This is a genomic window from Streptomyces sp. O3, assembly GCF_054788135.1.
Genome location: NZ_JBTVYK010000010.1, coordinates 80,857 through 95,897 on the forward strand (window position 1 = coordinate 80,857; position 15,041 = coordinate 95,897).

Here is a 15,041-nt window from a genome sequence, read left to right on the forward strand (position 1 = left end):
CGCCGCTTACGGAGCGGTCGCCCAGGCCGCGGCGAGAGTGAAGCCCATGCCGAACCCGATGGCGAAGATCAACAAAGGGCCAGCCGCTGCCAGCATCCGGCGCCTGGCACGGCCGAAGACCGTCAGCGCGCTCATCTCACTCACCTCACTGGGGTGCTTGCGGCCCGCTCCGCTACGGGCCGCCCGTGTTCACGAGGACACCGCAGCTCGCTCTCCACGGGGAGAGGCAGCCTCGAACCACGCACACGGTTTGCATGCGGCGTAAACGGCTTACAACTTCCGGTGCTGTCAAGACGTTTTGACGGGACAATGAGCCCTCGGGGCAGGAGGTGAGTCGTGGACAACACCCATCCGATCTGGCGCTCAGCAGCCATGCGTGACGCCCTCGGCCGCCGCGACGCCGGGGCGATCGTCCGGCTGGCGCGGCGAGCGGCCGACATCACACTTGCCGATCTCGGCAAGCAGGTCGGCTACACCGCCGCCTCCCTGTCCCGGATGGAACGCGGCAGGCAGCCGATGCGCGACATGCTGCTGCTCCAGCGGCTTGCGGCCTGCCTGGCCATCCCGCCGCACCTGCTCGGTCTCGCGCCGCCACACCAGCGCGCCGCGCCGGAGGGGCCCGGCGCCGGTAGGGTGGGCGCGCAAGCCCTGTTCGGTGCAGAGGGGGACGACCCGGTGCGACGCCGCGAACTCCTGGCCGGCCTGGCCGGAGCCACCACCAGCGCGGTCCTCAGCTCCCCAGCCGCTGCCCACGCTCCGGCGCAGCCGAGCCTGTCCGGCCTGGAAGACCTGCTACTGCACCGGCAGCAGGACCGGGCACTCAACGCGGACCCCAACCCATCCAGCATCACAGCAGCGGTGCATGCCTCCCGGCAGGACTTCAGCGCCTGCCGCTACGACGCGCTCGCCCGCGCCCTCCCCGGCCGAATCGCGCTCGCCCAAGCACTCGGAGCCGACGGCCATCCTGAACAGGCGGCGACCGCGGTCGCCGAGCTCTACACCACAGCGACCCGCCTGTGCATCAAACTCGGCGAAGACGGCCTGGCCGCCGTCACCGCCGACCGGGCCCTCACCGCAGCGCTGGGCGGCGCCGACGCCCTCACCGTCGCCGAAGCCCACCGCATGGTCTCCTCCGCCTGGCGCCGCCAAGGACACTACGGCCGCGCCACCGATGTCGCCGTCACCGCCGCACAGCAGCTGAGCCGCGACCGGAGCACCGACGCGACCGAACGGCTCTCCGTCCAGGGCAACCTGTACGCCACCGCCGCCTACACCGCCGCCAAGCAGGGCGACCGGCACGCCGCACACGCCCTCATCGCCGAAGCCCAGGCCACCGCCGGACAACTCGGCCACGACGCACTCCTGCGCGGCAATACCTTCGGCCACAGCCAGGTACTCCTCCACCAGGTCTCGATCAGCTACCTGCTCGGCGACGCGGGCCAAGCCATCGAACACGCCCGCCGTATCGACGCCGCCGCACTGCCCACCACCGAACGCCAGGCCCGCTACTGGATCGACGTCGCCCGCGCCTTCGACCAGTGGAGCAAACCCGACCACTGTTACCGGGCGCTGCTGGCCGCCGAGCAGGCAGCGCCACAGGAAGTCCGCCGCGACTCCATCCGGACCATGGCAGCCGGCCTCCTGCGCCACGACCGCACCCTCCCCGGCGTACGAGCGTTCGCCCGCCGGGTCGGCGCCGTGGCCTGACACGCTGCCTGCCGAGTATCAAGTAGTACCTCTGAGGGGGGAGCCATCTTCAACACGCTGGACTTGACAGAGAAGTCGTCGGCGGTGTCGAAGTTGTTGGTGCTCAGCGTCACCTCGACGACGTCGCCGCCGTCCAGCACGACCGGGGCGGTGTAGACCGGGGTGGCGTTCGCGTCCATGGCGACTTCCTTCCGCTCCTGCCCGGCTCCGTCCGCCAGGCTGTGACCATCAGTCAACAAACGGACGCGGACTGTGGGGAGCTGCCAGAATGTCTGCCAGCTGTAGGCCAGTTGTGAACCAGCACGACCGACGATCGGGCCGGACATGACCATCGGTGAGCGCATCCGCGCGGCACGCGAAGCACGGCGCCCCAGATGCAGCCAGCAGCGGCTGGCTGATGAGCTGTCGGTGGCGCGCTGGGGGAAGGCAGGGTTCCTTGACCGGCAGCAGGTCTACCGGTGGGAGACCGGCAGGCGGGAGCCGGAGGAGTGGCTGTCGTTCATCGAACAGGCATTACGCATCGATCTCTCCGGGGAGAATGAGGCCCAGTTCGTCGATACCGTGACCTCAGTCATGCTTTTGGGAGGCTCCGACGTGGACCGCCGGCAGTTCCTCACGGCATCCGCCGCCGTTGGCCTGGCCGCGCTCGACCTCCCCGACGCCGAGGCGGTCACCCGACGGGTGAACCGGTCCGGCCCGGTCGGGGTCGGCATGGGCGAAGTCGCCGCCGTCCGCACCATGACCACCACCCTCGGGGACGCAGCCTCCGAGCTCGGCGGCGGCCACGCCCGGCACCTGGCCGTGCGGTACCTGACCCTCGACGTGAGGCGGTGGCTGGACGGCCGCTACACCGAGAAGGTCGGCCGGGAGCTGTTCGCCGCGACCAGTGAGCTGGTGCACCTGATCGGCTGGATGGCCAGGGACGAGGGCAACCAGGGGCTGAGCCAGCGGTACAACGTGCACAGCTTCCGTCTCGCCGCGGAGGCCGGGGAGAACGAGCTCGCCGCGACCGCCCTGCGCGGCCTGGCGGACCAGGCCATCGACCTCGGACACGTTCCCACCGCCGTACGGCTCGCCGAGGCGTGCGAGCAGCGCGGCCGCAAGCTCGCCAACCCCAAGGCCCTGGCGTACTACCGCAACACGTTCGCCCGCGCAGCCGCCGCCGACGGCGACCGCACCACCGCCGGGAAGATGCTGACCTTCTCGCAGGCCGCGATCGAGCACGCCCCGACGCAGCCCGGCCAGTCCTGGGCCTCCCACTACAGCCACGGCCGGTGGGCCCACGAGTCCGGCATGATCCACGCCAAGCTCGGCGACCTCACCGCCGCCGAGGAACACCTGCACCTGGCCCTCGACATCCACGGCCTCGACCGCAAGCGCACCCGGGCGATCGTGCTCGCCGACCTCGGACACGTCCAGCTCAAACGCGGCAACACCGAGACGGCACTGGCCACCTGGGGCGGGTTCCTCGACTGCGCCGACGGCGTGCAGTCCGTCCGCATCAACGACGGCCTGACCAACATCGCCGCCCGCCTCCCCGGTATCGCCGACAGCCCGGCCGCCACCGAACTCGGCGAGCTCATCGCCGCCCGTGCGTGACACACCGTAGCCTCGGGAGCACCAGGCCGGTGGGGGGTCTGTCGTTGATCCAGCCATGGATGTCCCGTTCCAGTTCGACGACGCTGAGATGAGCCGAGCGGCGGAGTTTGCGGCAGGTCAGCTCCGCGAACCAGCGCTCGACGAGGTTGAGCCAGGACGCCTACTGATCCAGGGCTTCTATTTGGTAGCGGGCGGGAGCTCTCCGCGTCGACCTGGCCCTGGTGGGTGACCCGTACGGGGGCCGTGCCCTGCTCGATGGTGATCCGGTGCCCTTTGTCTTTGGTCATACCCGGTACAGTGCGCCCGCCGCCCGTGTTCTTCCCGCCTCTGCGATAGGGCGGGCTCACGCCGAACTCTGCGGCGAGGGCGCGTGCGCTGTGCTCGCCCCCGAGCGGCACCGCTGGAGGAGCTCAGTGTGCGAGATTGCGGCGATCGAGCGTGTAGCACGCCGCGAGCAGGGCGAATGCCAGAGCGCACGCCGCCACGGGAAGGCCCCATCCCAGCAGGGTGGCACAGGCGGCTAGCGCCAACTGAGCCACGCCGACGGCCATGAGCTGGCGTGCTGCCGGGACTCGGTGCCGGAGTGATCGCAGCATGCCGTGACACCCCCACCCATCGAGAGCGATGATCACTCCACCGACACCGATCGAGAAGACGGTGATCAAGTTACTCGAATCGGATGTATAGGTTTCGCCCTCTGGGCCGATCCCTCCGGCGAACGTAGGGAAGAACCAGAAGGAGTAGGCGGCCACGAGTGCGATCTGCACCGAAGTTATCGCGAAGCCCATTATGAGGAGTACGCGTTGAAGAGTGGGCATGTGTCGCATTCTGGTGATTTCGGTGTGGGGCTCGCGATTGTGCGCCCGTCGCCCGTCGTAGGGCGGGCTTACTCGGCCCGGAGTGTGCGCGGTCCCGCCTTCACGCTGCGTATGAGCGCACCCAGTGTGCCTGGGTGGGTCCGTAGAACCTCGGTTGGGTTGTCGCTCTCGCGGAGCGCCAGACCGTCCGCTGTTGCGGTGAGCTCGACGCAGTTGTTGCCGCCGTCTCCGGAGAAGGACGACTTGAGCCATTGCAGCTCAGGCAAGACGTGCTCCCTCTTACATTTCCTTGGCGATCGTGTGGATGAGATCTGCCGATTGTTCCGCAGTCAACGCTGCCTGCTCGACCAGGTCCAGCCTCAGGCGAAAATTTTCCAACTGGGTTGGCAGGTCGAAGAACAGCGGCCCGGCCGGTGAGTCCATGTGCACTGTGTCCAGGTGCGGATTGTCCGCTACCGCGTACAGGATGGAGTCACCCGCCATGGGGAATCCGCCGTTGGCGAATGGGATGACCAGCAAGGTCACGTTGTCACGCTCGTTCTCGTCGAGCAAGTGCCGGAGCTGTGCACGTGCCAGGTCACGACCCCCGAACTGCATCCGCAGAGCGGCCTCATGGACGATCCCGGTGTACGGAACCGGGTTGTCCCCCGCGATCACGGACTGCCGGGCAAGGCGGTGTGCGATCCGTAGTTCAACCTCCAGCCGGGGCAGTTTCGGCACCACGAGATCGAAGATGGCTCTCGCGTGATCCTCGGTGTGGAACAACCCAGGCAGGTGGGAAGTCTGGAGGGTGCGCAGTCGCACGGCGTAGTGCTCGATCTCGGAGATGTCGAGGTGTCCGGGCGGGACCTTTCCCCTGTACTCGTCCCACCAGCCCGGCTTCCTCCCGCCTGTCATCGACGCCAAAGTGTCGACGAGGGCCTCGTCGTTGCACTCGTAGATGCTGGCCAGTCTCCGTAGGCGTTCCTCGCTGATGCCGTAGCGCCCCGCTTCGATGTTCGAGATGTTGGTCCGGTCCGTACCCAGTGCGCTGGCCGCCGCAGGTGCTGACATCCCTGCCGCCTCGCGTAGCCGGCGCAACTCCAGGCCGAATCGGCGCTGACGGATCGTCGGGGTGTTGCTCGGTGCCATCGGAGCCCTCCTTGCCCGCGCACAGTGTGCCGATACCAGCGGCCGGGGTCTACCTCCCAAGAAAAATGCACCCGTTCCAGTTGAATCGATGGCACGGGTTAAATCCTTGGGCTTAGAGTGTGACTCGTGCCACACGTTCCGTCGCCGGAGTCGGAAGCGCACCGCTCCCGCCTGCCCGCCCAAAAGGGCGGCAGGCGCGGCGTGGCAGAGCCACCGCGCGTACGGCGACCTAACGTGCCGTGGCGCACGTCCAGTTGACCTCATCACGACCGCGCACCTTGGGAGGTGCCACGTGAGTACGACCCGCCCGAACGGCAGCCCGAACCACGACCCACATCAGGCCAACGCCTTACATCCGGACCGGGGAGCACGGCCGAGCCCGGCCCTGCCACCAGAAGCCACCGCGTACCTGCTCCCGGCCCTCGACCCGCTCACGGGCCTCGCGCATCCTCCGCCGATTCCCTTCGCCTCGCCCTGGGTGTACGAGCTGGAGTTTCCGTGCGACCCCAGGGGGCCCGGCATCGCACGGGTCACGTTGCGGGCCGTGCTCGACGCCCACGGGCTGGCCGAGCTCGCCGACCGGGCCGAGCTCCTCGCGTGTGAGCTCGCGACCAACTCCGTACGGCACACGCGGGGTCCGGCGTCCGTACGGGTCCAATGGCTGCACCCCGTGCTGCGGGTCAGCGTCTGGGACACGAGCCCCGACCTGCCGCCGATGCCCGGAGCGCGGCCCGCGGGAGCCGCGCCGTACGCGGACGGCGGGCGTGGGCTGCTCATCCTGGACGCGGTCGCCGACCGGTGGGGCGGCTGCGGGATAGGGGAGGGCGACTGGGGGCCAGGGGGCAAGACGATCTGGTTCGAGCTGTACCTGCCCGCGACGCCGCCGCCGACGACCGCGTCCGCGCTGGCCGCCTGAGGCGTCGGCGCGTCCCCTCCCCGTGTGGGCACGCCCCATCGGGGCTGGGGTGCTCGGCTGATGCGACCATGGGGGCATGGCTACACATGTGATCACCGGGGCCGGTTCGGGCATCGGCGCGGCCGTCGCGCGCCGTCTGCACGCGCGGAGGGACGAGCTGGTGCTGTTCGCGCGGGACGCGGGGCGGGCCAAGGAGCTCGCCGCCGAGTACCCCGGCGCTCGTACCCTCGTCGGAGACCTCGCCGACCCGGACCGGCTGTCCTGGGCCTTCTCGCACCAGAGCCTCCCGGAGCGGGTCGACTCGCTGCTGCACATCGCGGGCGTCGTCGATCTCGCGCCCGTCGGCGAGCTGACCCCGAAGGTCTGGCAGGCGCAGCTGAACGCGAACCTGGTGTCCCCGGCCGAGATCACCCGCCATTTCCTGCCCCAACTGCGGCTCACGCAGGGGCATGTGGTCTTCGTCAACTCGGGGGCCGGGCTGAACGCGCACGCCGACTGGTCCGCCTACGCCGCGTCCAAGCACGGGCTCAAGGCGCTCGCCGACTCGCTGCGGCAGGAGGAGAAGGCGAACGGCATCCGGGTCACCTCGGTCTATCCGGGGCGGACCGCGAGCCCGATGCAGGCCAAGGTGCACCAGCAGGAGGGCAAGGAGTACGACGCCTCGCGCTGGATCGACCCGGAGTCGGTCGCCACGACGATCCTGATGGCCATCGATCTGCCGCGTGACGCGGAGGTCAACGACCTGACGGTGCGCCCCGGACGGTGAGTCAGCCGTACGGTGAGTCAGCCGTACGGCGGCGGGGCGCGGCTCGGGCCCGCTCCGGCGAGGCCGGGGCCGGGAAGGTTTCGTACGCTTCCGGGGTGAGTGACAAGAGCAGGTTCAGCTGGGGCCCCGCCACCGGGGTCGGGTCGATGCCCGGAGGCGACGCGCGGGAGGCCGCGAAGACCGTCACCGGGAGCTTCGAGACTCCCGAGCAGGGGATGCCGTTTCTGCCGGAGCTGCCCGCGCGCGGGCCCGGCGCGGACATGATCGGGCGGACCGCGGGGCTGCTCGTCGACGTCTACGCGCGCGTGGAGCCGAGCGGGTGGCGGATCGGGGACCGGCCGGGGATGGACACCCGGCGGGCGCGGTCCTGGCTGGGCGAGGACCTGGACGCCCTGGAGGAGTTCACCCAGGGGTACGAGGGACCGCTGAAGGTCCAGGCCGTAGGACCGTGGACGCTCGCGGCCGCGCTGGAGCTCAGGAACGGCGAGGCGGCGCTCAGCGACGCCGGGGCGTGCCGGGACCTCGCGGGCTCGCTCGCGGAAGGGCTCGCGGCGCATCTCGCGGAGGTACGGCGGCGGGTGCCGGGGGCCGAGCTGGTGGTGCAGCTCGACGAGCCGTCGCTGACGGCCGTGCTGCGCGGGCGGGTCAAGACGGCCAGCGGGTACCGCACTCACCGGGCCGTGGACCGGCAGGTCGTACGGAGCGCGCTGGGCGAGCTGGTCGCGGTGCACGACGGGCCGGTGGTCGTGCACTCCTGCGCTCCCGACGTGCCGTTCGCGCTGCTGCGCGAGGCCGGGGCCGCGGGAGTGTCCTTCGACGCGTCGCTGCTCACCGAGCGTGACGAGGAGGCGGTCGGCGAGGCCGTGGAGGCGGGCACTCAGCTGTTCGCGGGCGTCGTACCGGCCACCGACGCCGCATTGTCAGACCCTGCCAGTAACGTCAGTGGTGTCAGGACGCTGTGGCGCAGGTTGGGGCTGGCTCCGGGGAGTCTCGCGGAGTCGGTCACGGTCACGCCGTCGTGCGGTCTCGCAGGCGCTTCGCCCGCCTATGGCCGCGCGGCGCTCGCCCATTGCGTCCGGGCCGCGCGATCACTCGCGGACAACCCTGAGTAGTCGCGTGCGCGTAACCCCGGCGTCGGGACCCCTCGACGGCGGGGCGATGGGGCGATGGGCCCGCGGGACAACGGGAGGATGAGACTGTGGTCGGCGACGAGCACGTACAGCACACGGCGGCGCCCTCAGCGGCGCGCGAGGAGCACGCGCGACTCGCTGAGCAGATCGAGGAGCACCGCTTCCGGTACTACGTGAAGGACCAGCCGGTCATCAGCGACGGCGAGTTCGACCGGCTGCTGCGCTCCCTGGAAGCCCTGGAGGAGCGGCACCCCGAGCTCAGGACGCCGGACTCGCCGACCCAGAAGGTCGCGGGCGTGTACGAGACCGAGTTCACCTCGGTCGAGCACCGCGAACGCATGCTGTCGCTGGACAACGCCTTCGACGAGGAGGAGCTGGCCGCCTGGGCGGAGCGGGTCGGCAAGGACGTCGGCACCTCCGACTTCCACTTCCTGTGCGAACTGAAGGTCGACGGGCTCGCGGTCAACCTCACCTACGAGAACGGCCGACTGACCCGCGCCGCCACCCGCGGCGACGGCCGCACCGGCGAGGACATCACCCCGAACGTCCGGACGATCGCGGACATCCCCGACCGCCTCCAGGGCGACCGCGTACCGGCCCTCGTCGAGATCCGCGGCGAAGTCTTCTTCCCGATGGAGAAGTTCGAGGAGCTCAACGCCCGCCTGGTGGCCGACGGCGACAAGCCCTTCGCCAACCCGCGTAACGCCGCGGCGGGCTCCCTGCGCCAGAAGGACCCGAGGATCACCGCGACCCGGCCGCTGCACATGGTCGTACACGGCATCGGCGCCCGCGAGGGCTTCGACATCGACTGCCTGTCGCACGCCTACGAGCTGCTGCGCGAGTGGGGGCTGCCGACCGCCCGGCACAACAAGGTGGTCGACGACCTCGACGGCGTACGCGAGTTCATCGCCTACTACGGCGACAACCGCCACTCCGTGCAGCATGAGATCGACGGTGTCGTCGTCAAGCTCGACGAGATTCCGCTCCAGGGGCGTCTTGGTTCCACCTCGCGCGCGCCGCGCTGGGCGATCGCCTGGAAGTACCCGCCGGAGGAGGTCAACACCAAGCTGGTGGACATCCGCGTCGGCGTCGGACGCACCGGCCGGGTGACGCCGTACGCGGTGGTGGAGCCCGTCACGGTCGCGGGCTCCGAGGTCGAGTTCGCCACCCTGCACAACCAGGAAGTGGTCAAGGCCAAGGGCGTGTTCATCGGCGACACGGTGGTCCTGCGCAAGGCCGGTGACGTCATCCCCGAGATCCTCGGCCCGGTCGCCGACCTCCGGGACGGCAGCGAGCGGGAGTTCGTGATGCCCGCCGAGTGCCCCGAGTGCGGGACGCCGCTGCGGCCGATGAAGGAGGGGGACATCGACCTGCGCTGCCCCAATTCTCGTTCGTGCCCTGCCCAGTTGCGTGAGCGGCTGTTCTACTTGGCGGGCCGCAAGTGCCTGGACATCGAGAACTTCGGCTATGTCGCGGCGACCGCGCTCACCCAGCCGCTGGAGCCCGCCGAGCCGCCGCTGCGCGACGAGAGCGACCTGTTCGACCTCACCGTCGAGCAGCTGCTGCCCATCAAGTCGTACGTACTCGACCAGGACAGCGGGCTGCCCAAGCGGGACCCGAAGACCGGCGAGGAGAAGATCGTCACCTTCTTCGCCAACCAGAAGGGCGAGCCCAAGGCCAACACCCTGGCCATGCTGAAGAACATCGAGGCGGCCAAGGAGCGTCCGCTCGCCCGGATCATCACCGGTCTGTCGATCCGGCACGTCGGGCCGGTGGCGGCCGAGGCGCTGGCCCGTGAGTTCCGCTCGCTGGAGCGGATCGAGCAGGCGAGCGAGGAGGAGCTGGCCGCCGTCGAAGGCGTCGGCGGGACCATCGCCGCCTCGCTCAAGCAGTGGTTCGCCGAGGACTGGCACCGCGAGATCCTGCGCAAGTGGCGGGCGGCGGGCGTGCGGTTCGAGGAGGAAGGCGCCGAGGACGAGGGCCCGCGGCCGCTGGAAGGGCTCACCGTCGTGGTCACCGGCACCCTTCAGGGATACACGCGGGACGGCGCGAAGGACGCGCTGCAGAGCCAGGGCGCCAAGGTGACCGGATCGGTGTCGAAGAAGACGTCGTTCGTGGTGGTGGGGGACAACCCCGGCTCGAAGTACGACAAGGCCGTGCAGGCGAAAGTCCCGATCCTCGACGAGGACGGCCTGACCGTCCTGTTGGAGCAGGGGCCGGACGCCGCGCGGGAAGCGGCGCTGCCGACCGAGGAACCGGCCGAGGCACCGGCCGGGGAACCGACCGGCGAATAGAGGATTCAGACCGGCGAGTAGCGGTTGAAGGCCACCCGTTCAGCGCATACCAGATGCATACGGATGGCCGGGCGGCAATCGGGCAACCGTGGCCGACCGCCGCCCGCGAAAGCCTTCCGCGCCCTACTGTTGAGGTGTGCGCCTGTCGTGCCCCACCGGGTATGGGGTATCTCCTGCTCCCCGCGAGCACGGAGAGGGTTTTCAGACGCGGCGACTCCTGGCATGAGGCCGCGTGGCATGGGCACCGCCGGCTGTGAGAGGGACGGGAATGAAACCGACCGAGAGCGCCGATCCGGTGTCCTGGCTGCGTCGGCTGACGCCGCCCGTGTTTCCCGCGGTCGTGGTGGCGCTGGCCGCGGCCGTGCTGTGCGCGGGGTTCGTCCGCGCGCTCGCCGGTGACCACGCACTGTTCCCCGCGTCGACCGTCGGCTGGGCGTTGGCCACACTCGCCGGGCTCGTCGTCGGCCATCTGGTCGCGTTCGGCCGCGAGCGCTGGTGGGGTGGTTCAGGGTCGGGTGCCGCTCTCACTCTCGCGGTGCTGCTGCTTTACGGCTGGGTGCCCGCCATGATGGTGAGCCTCACCGTCGTCGCCCTGGTCGGCGCGGTGCGCGGCGGCCGCAGACGGCGGAGCGTGGTGCACGGCGCGGTGGACGTCCTCGGGATCGGCGGGGCCGCGTTAGTGCTGGCCGCCTTCGGGCGGCACCCCTCCGTTGAGCGGCCCTGGGAGCCCGAGAGCTGGACGCTCTGGTCGGTTCCCGTGGTGGTGCTGGCCGCGGGCGCCTACCTCGTGGTGACCCGGCTGCTCGTCTGGTACGTACACGCCCCGCACCCGGTGGGGCTGCCGACCGTCGCCCGTACGGCCCTGGTCAGGCAGGGGCTCGTCGCCGTAGCGCTGCTGGGGATCGCCCCGCTGATCTGTGTGGTGGCCAGCGCGCGGCCGGTGCTGCTGCCGCTGTTCGCGGTTCCGCTGATCGCGCTCGACTCCACGCTGTGGATGGCCAGGGCCAGAGCCGAGGAGCAACTGCGTGACCCGCTGACCGGGCTGCCCAATCGGCAGTGGCTCCTGGAGCGGATCTGGACCGCCCTGGATGACGCTGAGCGGCTGGGGGCGCGGTCTGCGCTTGTTCTGATTGATCTGGATCGCTTTCGGTCGGTCAATGACACGCTTGGGCATCTCGCCGGTGACCGGCTGCTGTTGCAGATAGCCGACCGGCTGCGGCGGGCCCTGCCGCCTGGAGCGGAGGCCGCGCGGCTCGGCGGCGACGAGTTCGCCGTACTCCTCCCGACCTGCGACTCCACGACCAGCGCCCAGCGGGCGGCGCGGACCCTGGTCGCCGAGCTCAGCTCGCCGCTCGACCTGGACGGGCTCACCCTGGTGCTCGAGGCCAGCGCCGGGCTCGCCGTCTTCCCCGACCACGCGCTCGACGCGGAGGGGCTGCTGCGGCGGGCCGACGTGGCGATGTACCAGGCGAAGCGGGACCGTACGGGCGTGGAGGTGTACGAGTCCAAGCGGGACTCCAACACACCGGACCGGCTGGGCCTGCTGGGCGACCTGCGGCGCGCCCTCGACGCGAACGAGGTCGAGCTGCACTACCAGCCCAAGGTCCGCTTCGACGGGCAGGTGGCCGGGCTTGAGGCGCTGGTGCGGTGGGTGCATCCGGAGCGCGGGAGGGTGCCGCCGGACGAGTTCATCGCGATCGCCGAGTCGTCCGGGCTGATGCCGCACCTCACCGAGTACGTGCTGGAGACCGCGCTCGCGCAGGTCGCGCGCTGGCAGGCGCAGGGGCTGAAGGTGCCGGTCGCCGTCAATGTGTCCCCGCGTGATGTCCATACGCCCGGATTCGCGGGCGCGGTGGCGGCGCGGCTGGCCCGGCACGGGGTGCCCGCGGGGGCGCTGCAGCTGGAGATCACCGAGCATGTGCTGCTGGAGGACCCGCAGCAGGCCGCGGACACGATGGCCGGACTGACCGGGCACGGGGTGAAGATGTCGCTCGACGACTTCGGGACCGGGTACTCGTCGCTGGTGCATCTGCGGCGGCTTCCGGTGAGCGAGCTGAAGATCGACCGGTCGTTCGTGGCGCGGCTCGCCGTCGACAACGAGGACGCGGAGATCGTTCGGTGCACGGTCGATCTGGCGCATTCGCTGGGGCTGCTGGTGGTCGCGGAGGGGGTCGAGGACGACGAGACCTGGGAGCGGCTGCGGGATCTCGGGTGTGACGCGGTGCAGGGGTGGCTGGTCGCGGCGGCGATGCCGGCGGGGGAGACGACGGCGTGGTTGCGGGCGCGGGGGTCTCGGGGGTGGCAGCGGCCGGCGGAGCTGTTGGCGGCGGCGCGGGCGGAGGCTGCGGCGGGGGAGGGGGAGGGTGTGGAGCGCCCCTCCGACCAGGTTGTGAACTAGCCGCCCGGTGGGCGGGGCCCCGGCCCCGCGTGCGCGGTGCGTGCGTGCGTTCTGTTCGTTGTGGGTCGGGGGTGGGGTGGGGGGTACGTGCTCACGGCGACTGGTTGCCCGGAAGCTGCGAACCGCGTGCTGCCCAGGTCACAGTCCCCGCTCCGCTCGCACCCCCCACCCCACCCCCTCACGTCCGTGAGCGGCTGTCCGTTTCCCCGTTGTGGGCATACGTTCCGCAGGGCGAGGGGGGCACCTCCCGCTCGAGCGGAGCCGAGAGTGGGGGAGGGTGGGCACAACCCACCGACCCCGGTCAGCCGTCCCGACAGGGCCCGTAGGGCGACGCCCTCCCCGTAGGGGGACACGGGGTGACCCGTGGAAACAGGGGGTGAGGGCGGGGGCCCCGCCCCGGCGGGGTGAAACCGTTTCACGGGCATGGGGCGCGGCCCCATAGGATTGGGGCCAACACCATCACAGTCACCCCGTGAGGATCCGCATGCCTGGCATCACGCGCGAGGAGGTCGCCCACCTCGCCCGGCTGGCGCGTCTGGAGCTGAAGGGCGAAGAACTCGATCACTTCGCCGGTCAGCTCGACGACATCATCGGCGCGGTCGCCCGCGTCTCCGAGGTCGCCGACCAAGACGTACCGCCGACCTCCCACCCGCTGCCGCTGACCAACGTCATGCGCGCGGACGAGGTCCGTCCGTCGCTCACCCCCGAGCAGGCGCTCTCCGGCGCCCCCGCCCAGGAGCAGCAGCGTTTCAAGGTGCCGCAGATCCTGGGGGAGGACTGACCATGACGGACCACATCATCAAGCTCACCGCGGCCGAGATCGCCGCGAAGATCGCTTCCGGCGAGCTCACCGCCGTACAGGTCACCGAGGCCCACCTGGCCCGGATCGACGCCGTCGACGAGAAGGTGCACGCGTTCCTGCACGTCGACCGCGAGGGCGCGCTCGCGCAGGCCCGCGCCGTCGACGAGAAGCGCGCCAGGGGCGAGAAGCTCGGCCCGCTGGCCGGTGTGCCGCTCGCGCTCAAGGACATCTTCACCACGATGGGTATGCCCACCACGGTCGGCTCGAAGATCCTTGAGGGCTGGATGCCGCCGTACGACGCGACGCTGACGCGCAAGCTCAAGGACGCCGACGTCGTCATTCTCGGCAAGACCAACATGGACGAGTTCGCCATGGGGTCCAGCACCGAGAACAGTGCTTACGGGCCGACCGGCAACCCGTGGGATCTCACGCGTATCCCCGGCGGCTCCGGCGGTGGGTCGAGCGCTTCGCTGGCGGCTTTCGAGGCGCCGCTGGCCATCGGCACCGACACCGGCGGCTCCATCCGGCAGCCCGCGGCCGTCACCGGCACGGTCGGCGTCAAGCCCACGTACGGCGGCGTCTCGCGCTACGGCATGGTGGCGTTCTCGTCCTCGCTCGACCAGGGCGGCCCCTGCGCCCGTACGGTCCTGGACGCGGCGCTGCTGCACGAGGTCATCGGCGGTCACGACCCGATGGATTCGACGTCTATCGACGCCCCGGTTCCGCCGGTCGTCGAGGCCGCGCGCAACGGCTCGGTGCGGGGGATGCGGGTCGGCGTCGTCAAGCAGTTCCGCGGCGAGGGCTACCAGAGCGGCGTGGTGCAGCGCTTCGACGAGTCGGTCGAGCTGCTGAAGGAGCTGGGCGCGGAGATTGTCGAGCTGGACTGCCCGTCTTTTGATCTCGCGCTGTCCGCTTACTATCTGATCGCGCCGTCGGAGTGCTCGTCCAACCTGGCGCGCTTCGACGCCATGCGCTACGGCCTGCGTGTCGGTGACGACGGGACGAAGTCCGCCGAGGACGTCACCGCCCTGACGCGGGAAGCCGGGTTCGGCGACGAGGTCAAGCGTCGCGTGATCCTCGGTACGTATGCGTTGAGTTCTGGGTACTACGACGCCTACTACGGCAGTGCCCAGAAGGTCCGTACGCTCATCACCCAGGACTTCGAGAAGGCCTTCGAGCAGGTCGACGTGGTGGTCAGCCCGACCACGCCGACCACCGCCTTCCCGATCGGCGAGCGCGCCGACGACCCGATGGCGATGTACCTCGCCGACCTGTGCACCATCCCGACCAACCTGGCGGGCAACGCCGCCATGTCGCTGCCCTGCGGCCTCGCGCCGGAGGACGGCCTGCCGGTCGGTCTGCAGATCATCGCTCCCGCCATGAAGGACGACCGGCTCTACAAGGTCGGGGCCGCCGTCGAGGCCGCCTTCGTGGAAAAGTGGGGGCACCCGCTGCTTGAGGAGGCTCCGTCGCTGTGAGC

14 protein-coding genes and 1 pseudogene are annotated in these 15,041 nt (G+C 70.4%); 9 read left to right on the forward strand and 6 right to left on the reverse strand.

The window, feature by feature from the left end; all coding sequences use genetic code 11:
* Positions 1 to 6 precede the first annotated feature (6 nt).
* A complete protein-coding gene (locus tag ACX6XY_RS07765) occupies positions 7 to 144 on the reverse strand; it encodes a hypothetical protein (RefSeq protein ID WP_460327802.1) in 138 nt (45 codons plus the stop codon).
* Positions 145 to 336: 192 nt separating this feature from the next.
* Here ACX6XY_RS07765 and ACX6XY_RS07770 point away from each other — a divergent pair, with 192 nt between their 5' ends.
* Together ACX6XY_RS07770 and ACX6XY_RS07775 are read left to right on the forward strand one after the other, a co-directional pair.
* Positions 337 to 1,707 (forward strand): helix-turn-helix domain-containing protein, encoded by a 1,371-nt coding sequence (locus tag ACX6XY_RS07770; RefSeq protein WP_460327803.1) that lies wholly within the window; start codon positions 337 to 339, stop codon positions 1,705 to 1,707.
* Positions 1,708 to 2,031: 324 nt separating this feature from the next.
* Positions 2,032 to 3,306 carry a tetratricopeptide repeat protein gene (locus ACX6XY_RS07775; protein WP_460327804.1) on the forward strand — a complete coding sequence of 425 codons (1,275 nt, stop codon included), beginning with the start codon at positions 2,032 to 2,034 and terminating at the stop codon, positions 3,304 to 3,306.
* A 34-nt stretch (positions 3,307 to 3,340) separates the two neighbouring features.
* On the opposite strand, the pseudogene ACX6XY_RS07780 reads toward ACX6XY_RS07775, so the two are convergent.
* From ACX6XY_RS07780 to ACX6XY_RS07800, 5 genes and pseudogenes are all read right to left on the reverse strand, one after another.
* Positions 3,341 to 3,466, reverse strand: a pseudogene (locus ACX6XY_RS07780) (IS630 family transposase); the annotation flags it as partial.
* A 250-nt stretch (positions 3,467 to 3,716) separates the two neighbouring features.
* Positions 3,717 to 4,073, reverse strand: coding sequence for a hypothetical protein (locus tag ACX6XY_RS07785; RefSeq protein ID WP_460327805.1), 357 nt, complete (start codon positions 4,071 to 4,073; stop codon positions 3,717 to 3,719).
* A gap of 20 nt (positions 4,074 to 4,093) precedes the next feature.
* Complete coding sequence (locus tag ACX6XY_RS07790; protein ID WP_460327835.1) at positions 4,094 to 4,162, reverse strand: hypothetical protein; 69 nt, start codon at positions 4,160 to 4,162, stop codon at positions 4,094 to 4,096.
* Between the two features lie 30 nt (positions 4,163 to 4,192).
* Positions 4,193 to 4,390, reverse strand: a complete 198-nt coding sequence (locus ACX6XY_RS07795; RefSeq protein ID WP_460327806.1) for a DUF397 domain-containing protein — start codon at positions 4,388 to 4,390, stop codon at positions 4,193 to 4,195.
* A 13-nt stretch (positions 4,391 to 4,403) separates the two neighbouring features.
* Entirely contained in the window at positions 4,404 to 5,255 is an 852-nt protein-coding gene (locus tag ACX6XY_RS07800; protein ID WP_460327808.1) for a helix-turn-helix domain-containing protein, read from the reverse strand.
* Between the two features lie 292 nt (positions 5,256 to 5,547).
* Between ACX6XY_RS07800 and ACX6XY_RS07805 the strand changes: the two genes are divergently transcribed.
* The 7 genes from ACX6XY_RS07805 (at position 5,548) to gatA (ending at position 15,039) form a co-directional block, all read left to right on the forward strand.
* A complete protein-coding gene (locus ACX6XY_RS07805) occupies positions 5,548 to 6,171 on the forward strand; it encodes an ATP-binding protein (protein WP_460327810.1) in 624 nt (207 codons plus the stop codon).
* Positions 6,172 to 6,247: 76 nt separating this feature from the next.
* Complete coding sequence (locus ACX6XY_RS07810; protein WP_460327811.1) at positions 6,248 to 6,937, forward strand: SDR family oxidoreductase; 690 nt, start codon at positions 6,248 to 6,250, stop codon at positions 6,935 to 6,937.
* Positions 6,938 to 7,032: 95 nt separating this feature from the next.
* The gene (locus ACX6XY_RS07815) at positions 7,033 to 8,049 is read left to right on the forward strand and encodes a methionine synthase (RefSeq protein WP_460327813.1); all 1,017 of its coding nucleotides are present in this window, start codon (positions 7,033 to 7,035) and stop codon (positions 8,047 to 8,049) included.
* Between the two features lie 86 nt (positions 8,050 to 8,135).
* Positions 8,136 to 10,361 carry an NAD-dependent DNA ligase LigA gene (ligA, locus tag ACX6XY_RS07820; protein ID WP_460327815.1) on the forward strand — a complete coding sequence of 742 codons (2,226 nt, stop codon included), beginning with the start codon at positions 8,136 to 8,138 and terminating at the stop codon, positions 10,359 to 10,361.
* Between the two features lie 268 nt (positions 10,362 to 10,629).
* A complete protein-coding gene (locus ACX6XY_RS07825; protein ID WP_460327816.1) occupies positions 10,630 to 12,759 on the forward strand; it encodes a putative bifunctional diguanylate cyclase/phosphodiesterase in 2,130 nt (709 codons plus the stop codon).
* Positions 12,760 to 13,243: 484 nt separating this feature from the next.
* Positions 13,244 to 13,540 (forward strand): Asp-tRNA(Asn)/Glu-tRNA(Gln) amidotransferase subunit GatC, encoded by a 297-nt coding sequence (gene gatC / locus ACX6XY_RS07830; RefSeq protein ID WP_015036350.1) that lies wholly within the window; start codon positions 13,244 to 13,246, stop codon positions 13,538 to 13,540.
* A 2-nt stretch (positions 13,541 to 13,542) separates the two neighbouring features.
* Positions 13,543 to 15,039, forward strand: a complete 1,497-nt coding sequence (gene gatA / locus ACX6XY_RS07835) for an Asp-tRNA(Asn)/Glu-tRNA(Gln) amidotransferase subunit GatA (RefSeq protein WP_460327817.1) — start codon at positions 13,543 to 13,545, stop codon at positions 15,037 to 15,039.
* Positions 15,040 to 15,041 lie beyond the last annotated feature (2 nt).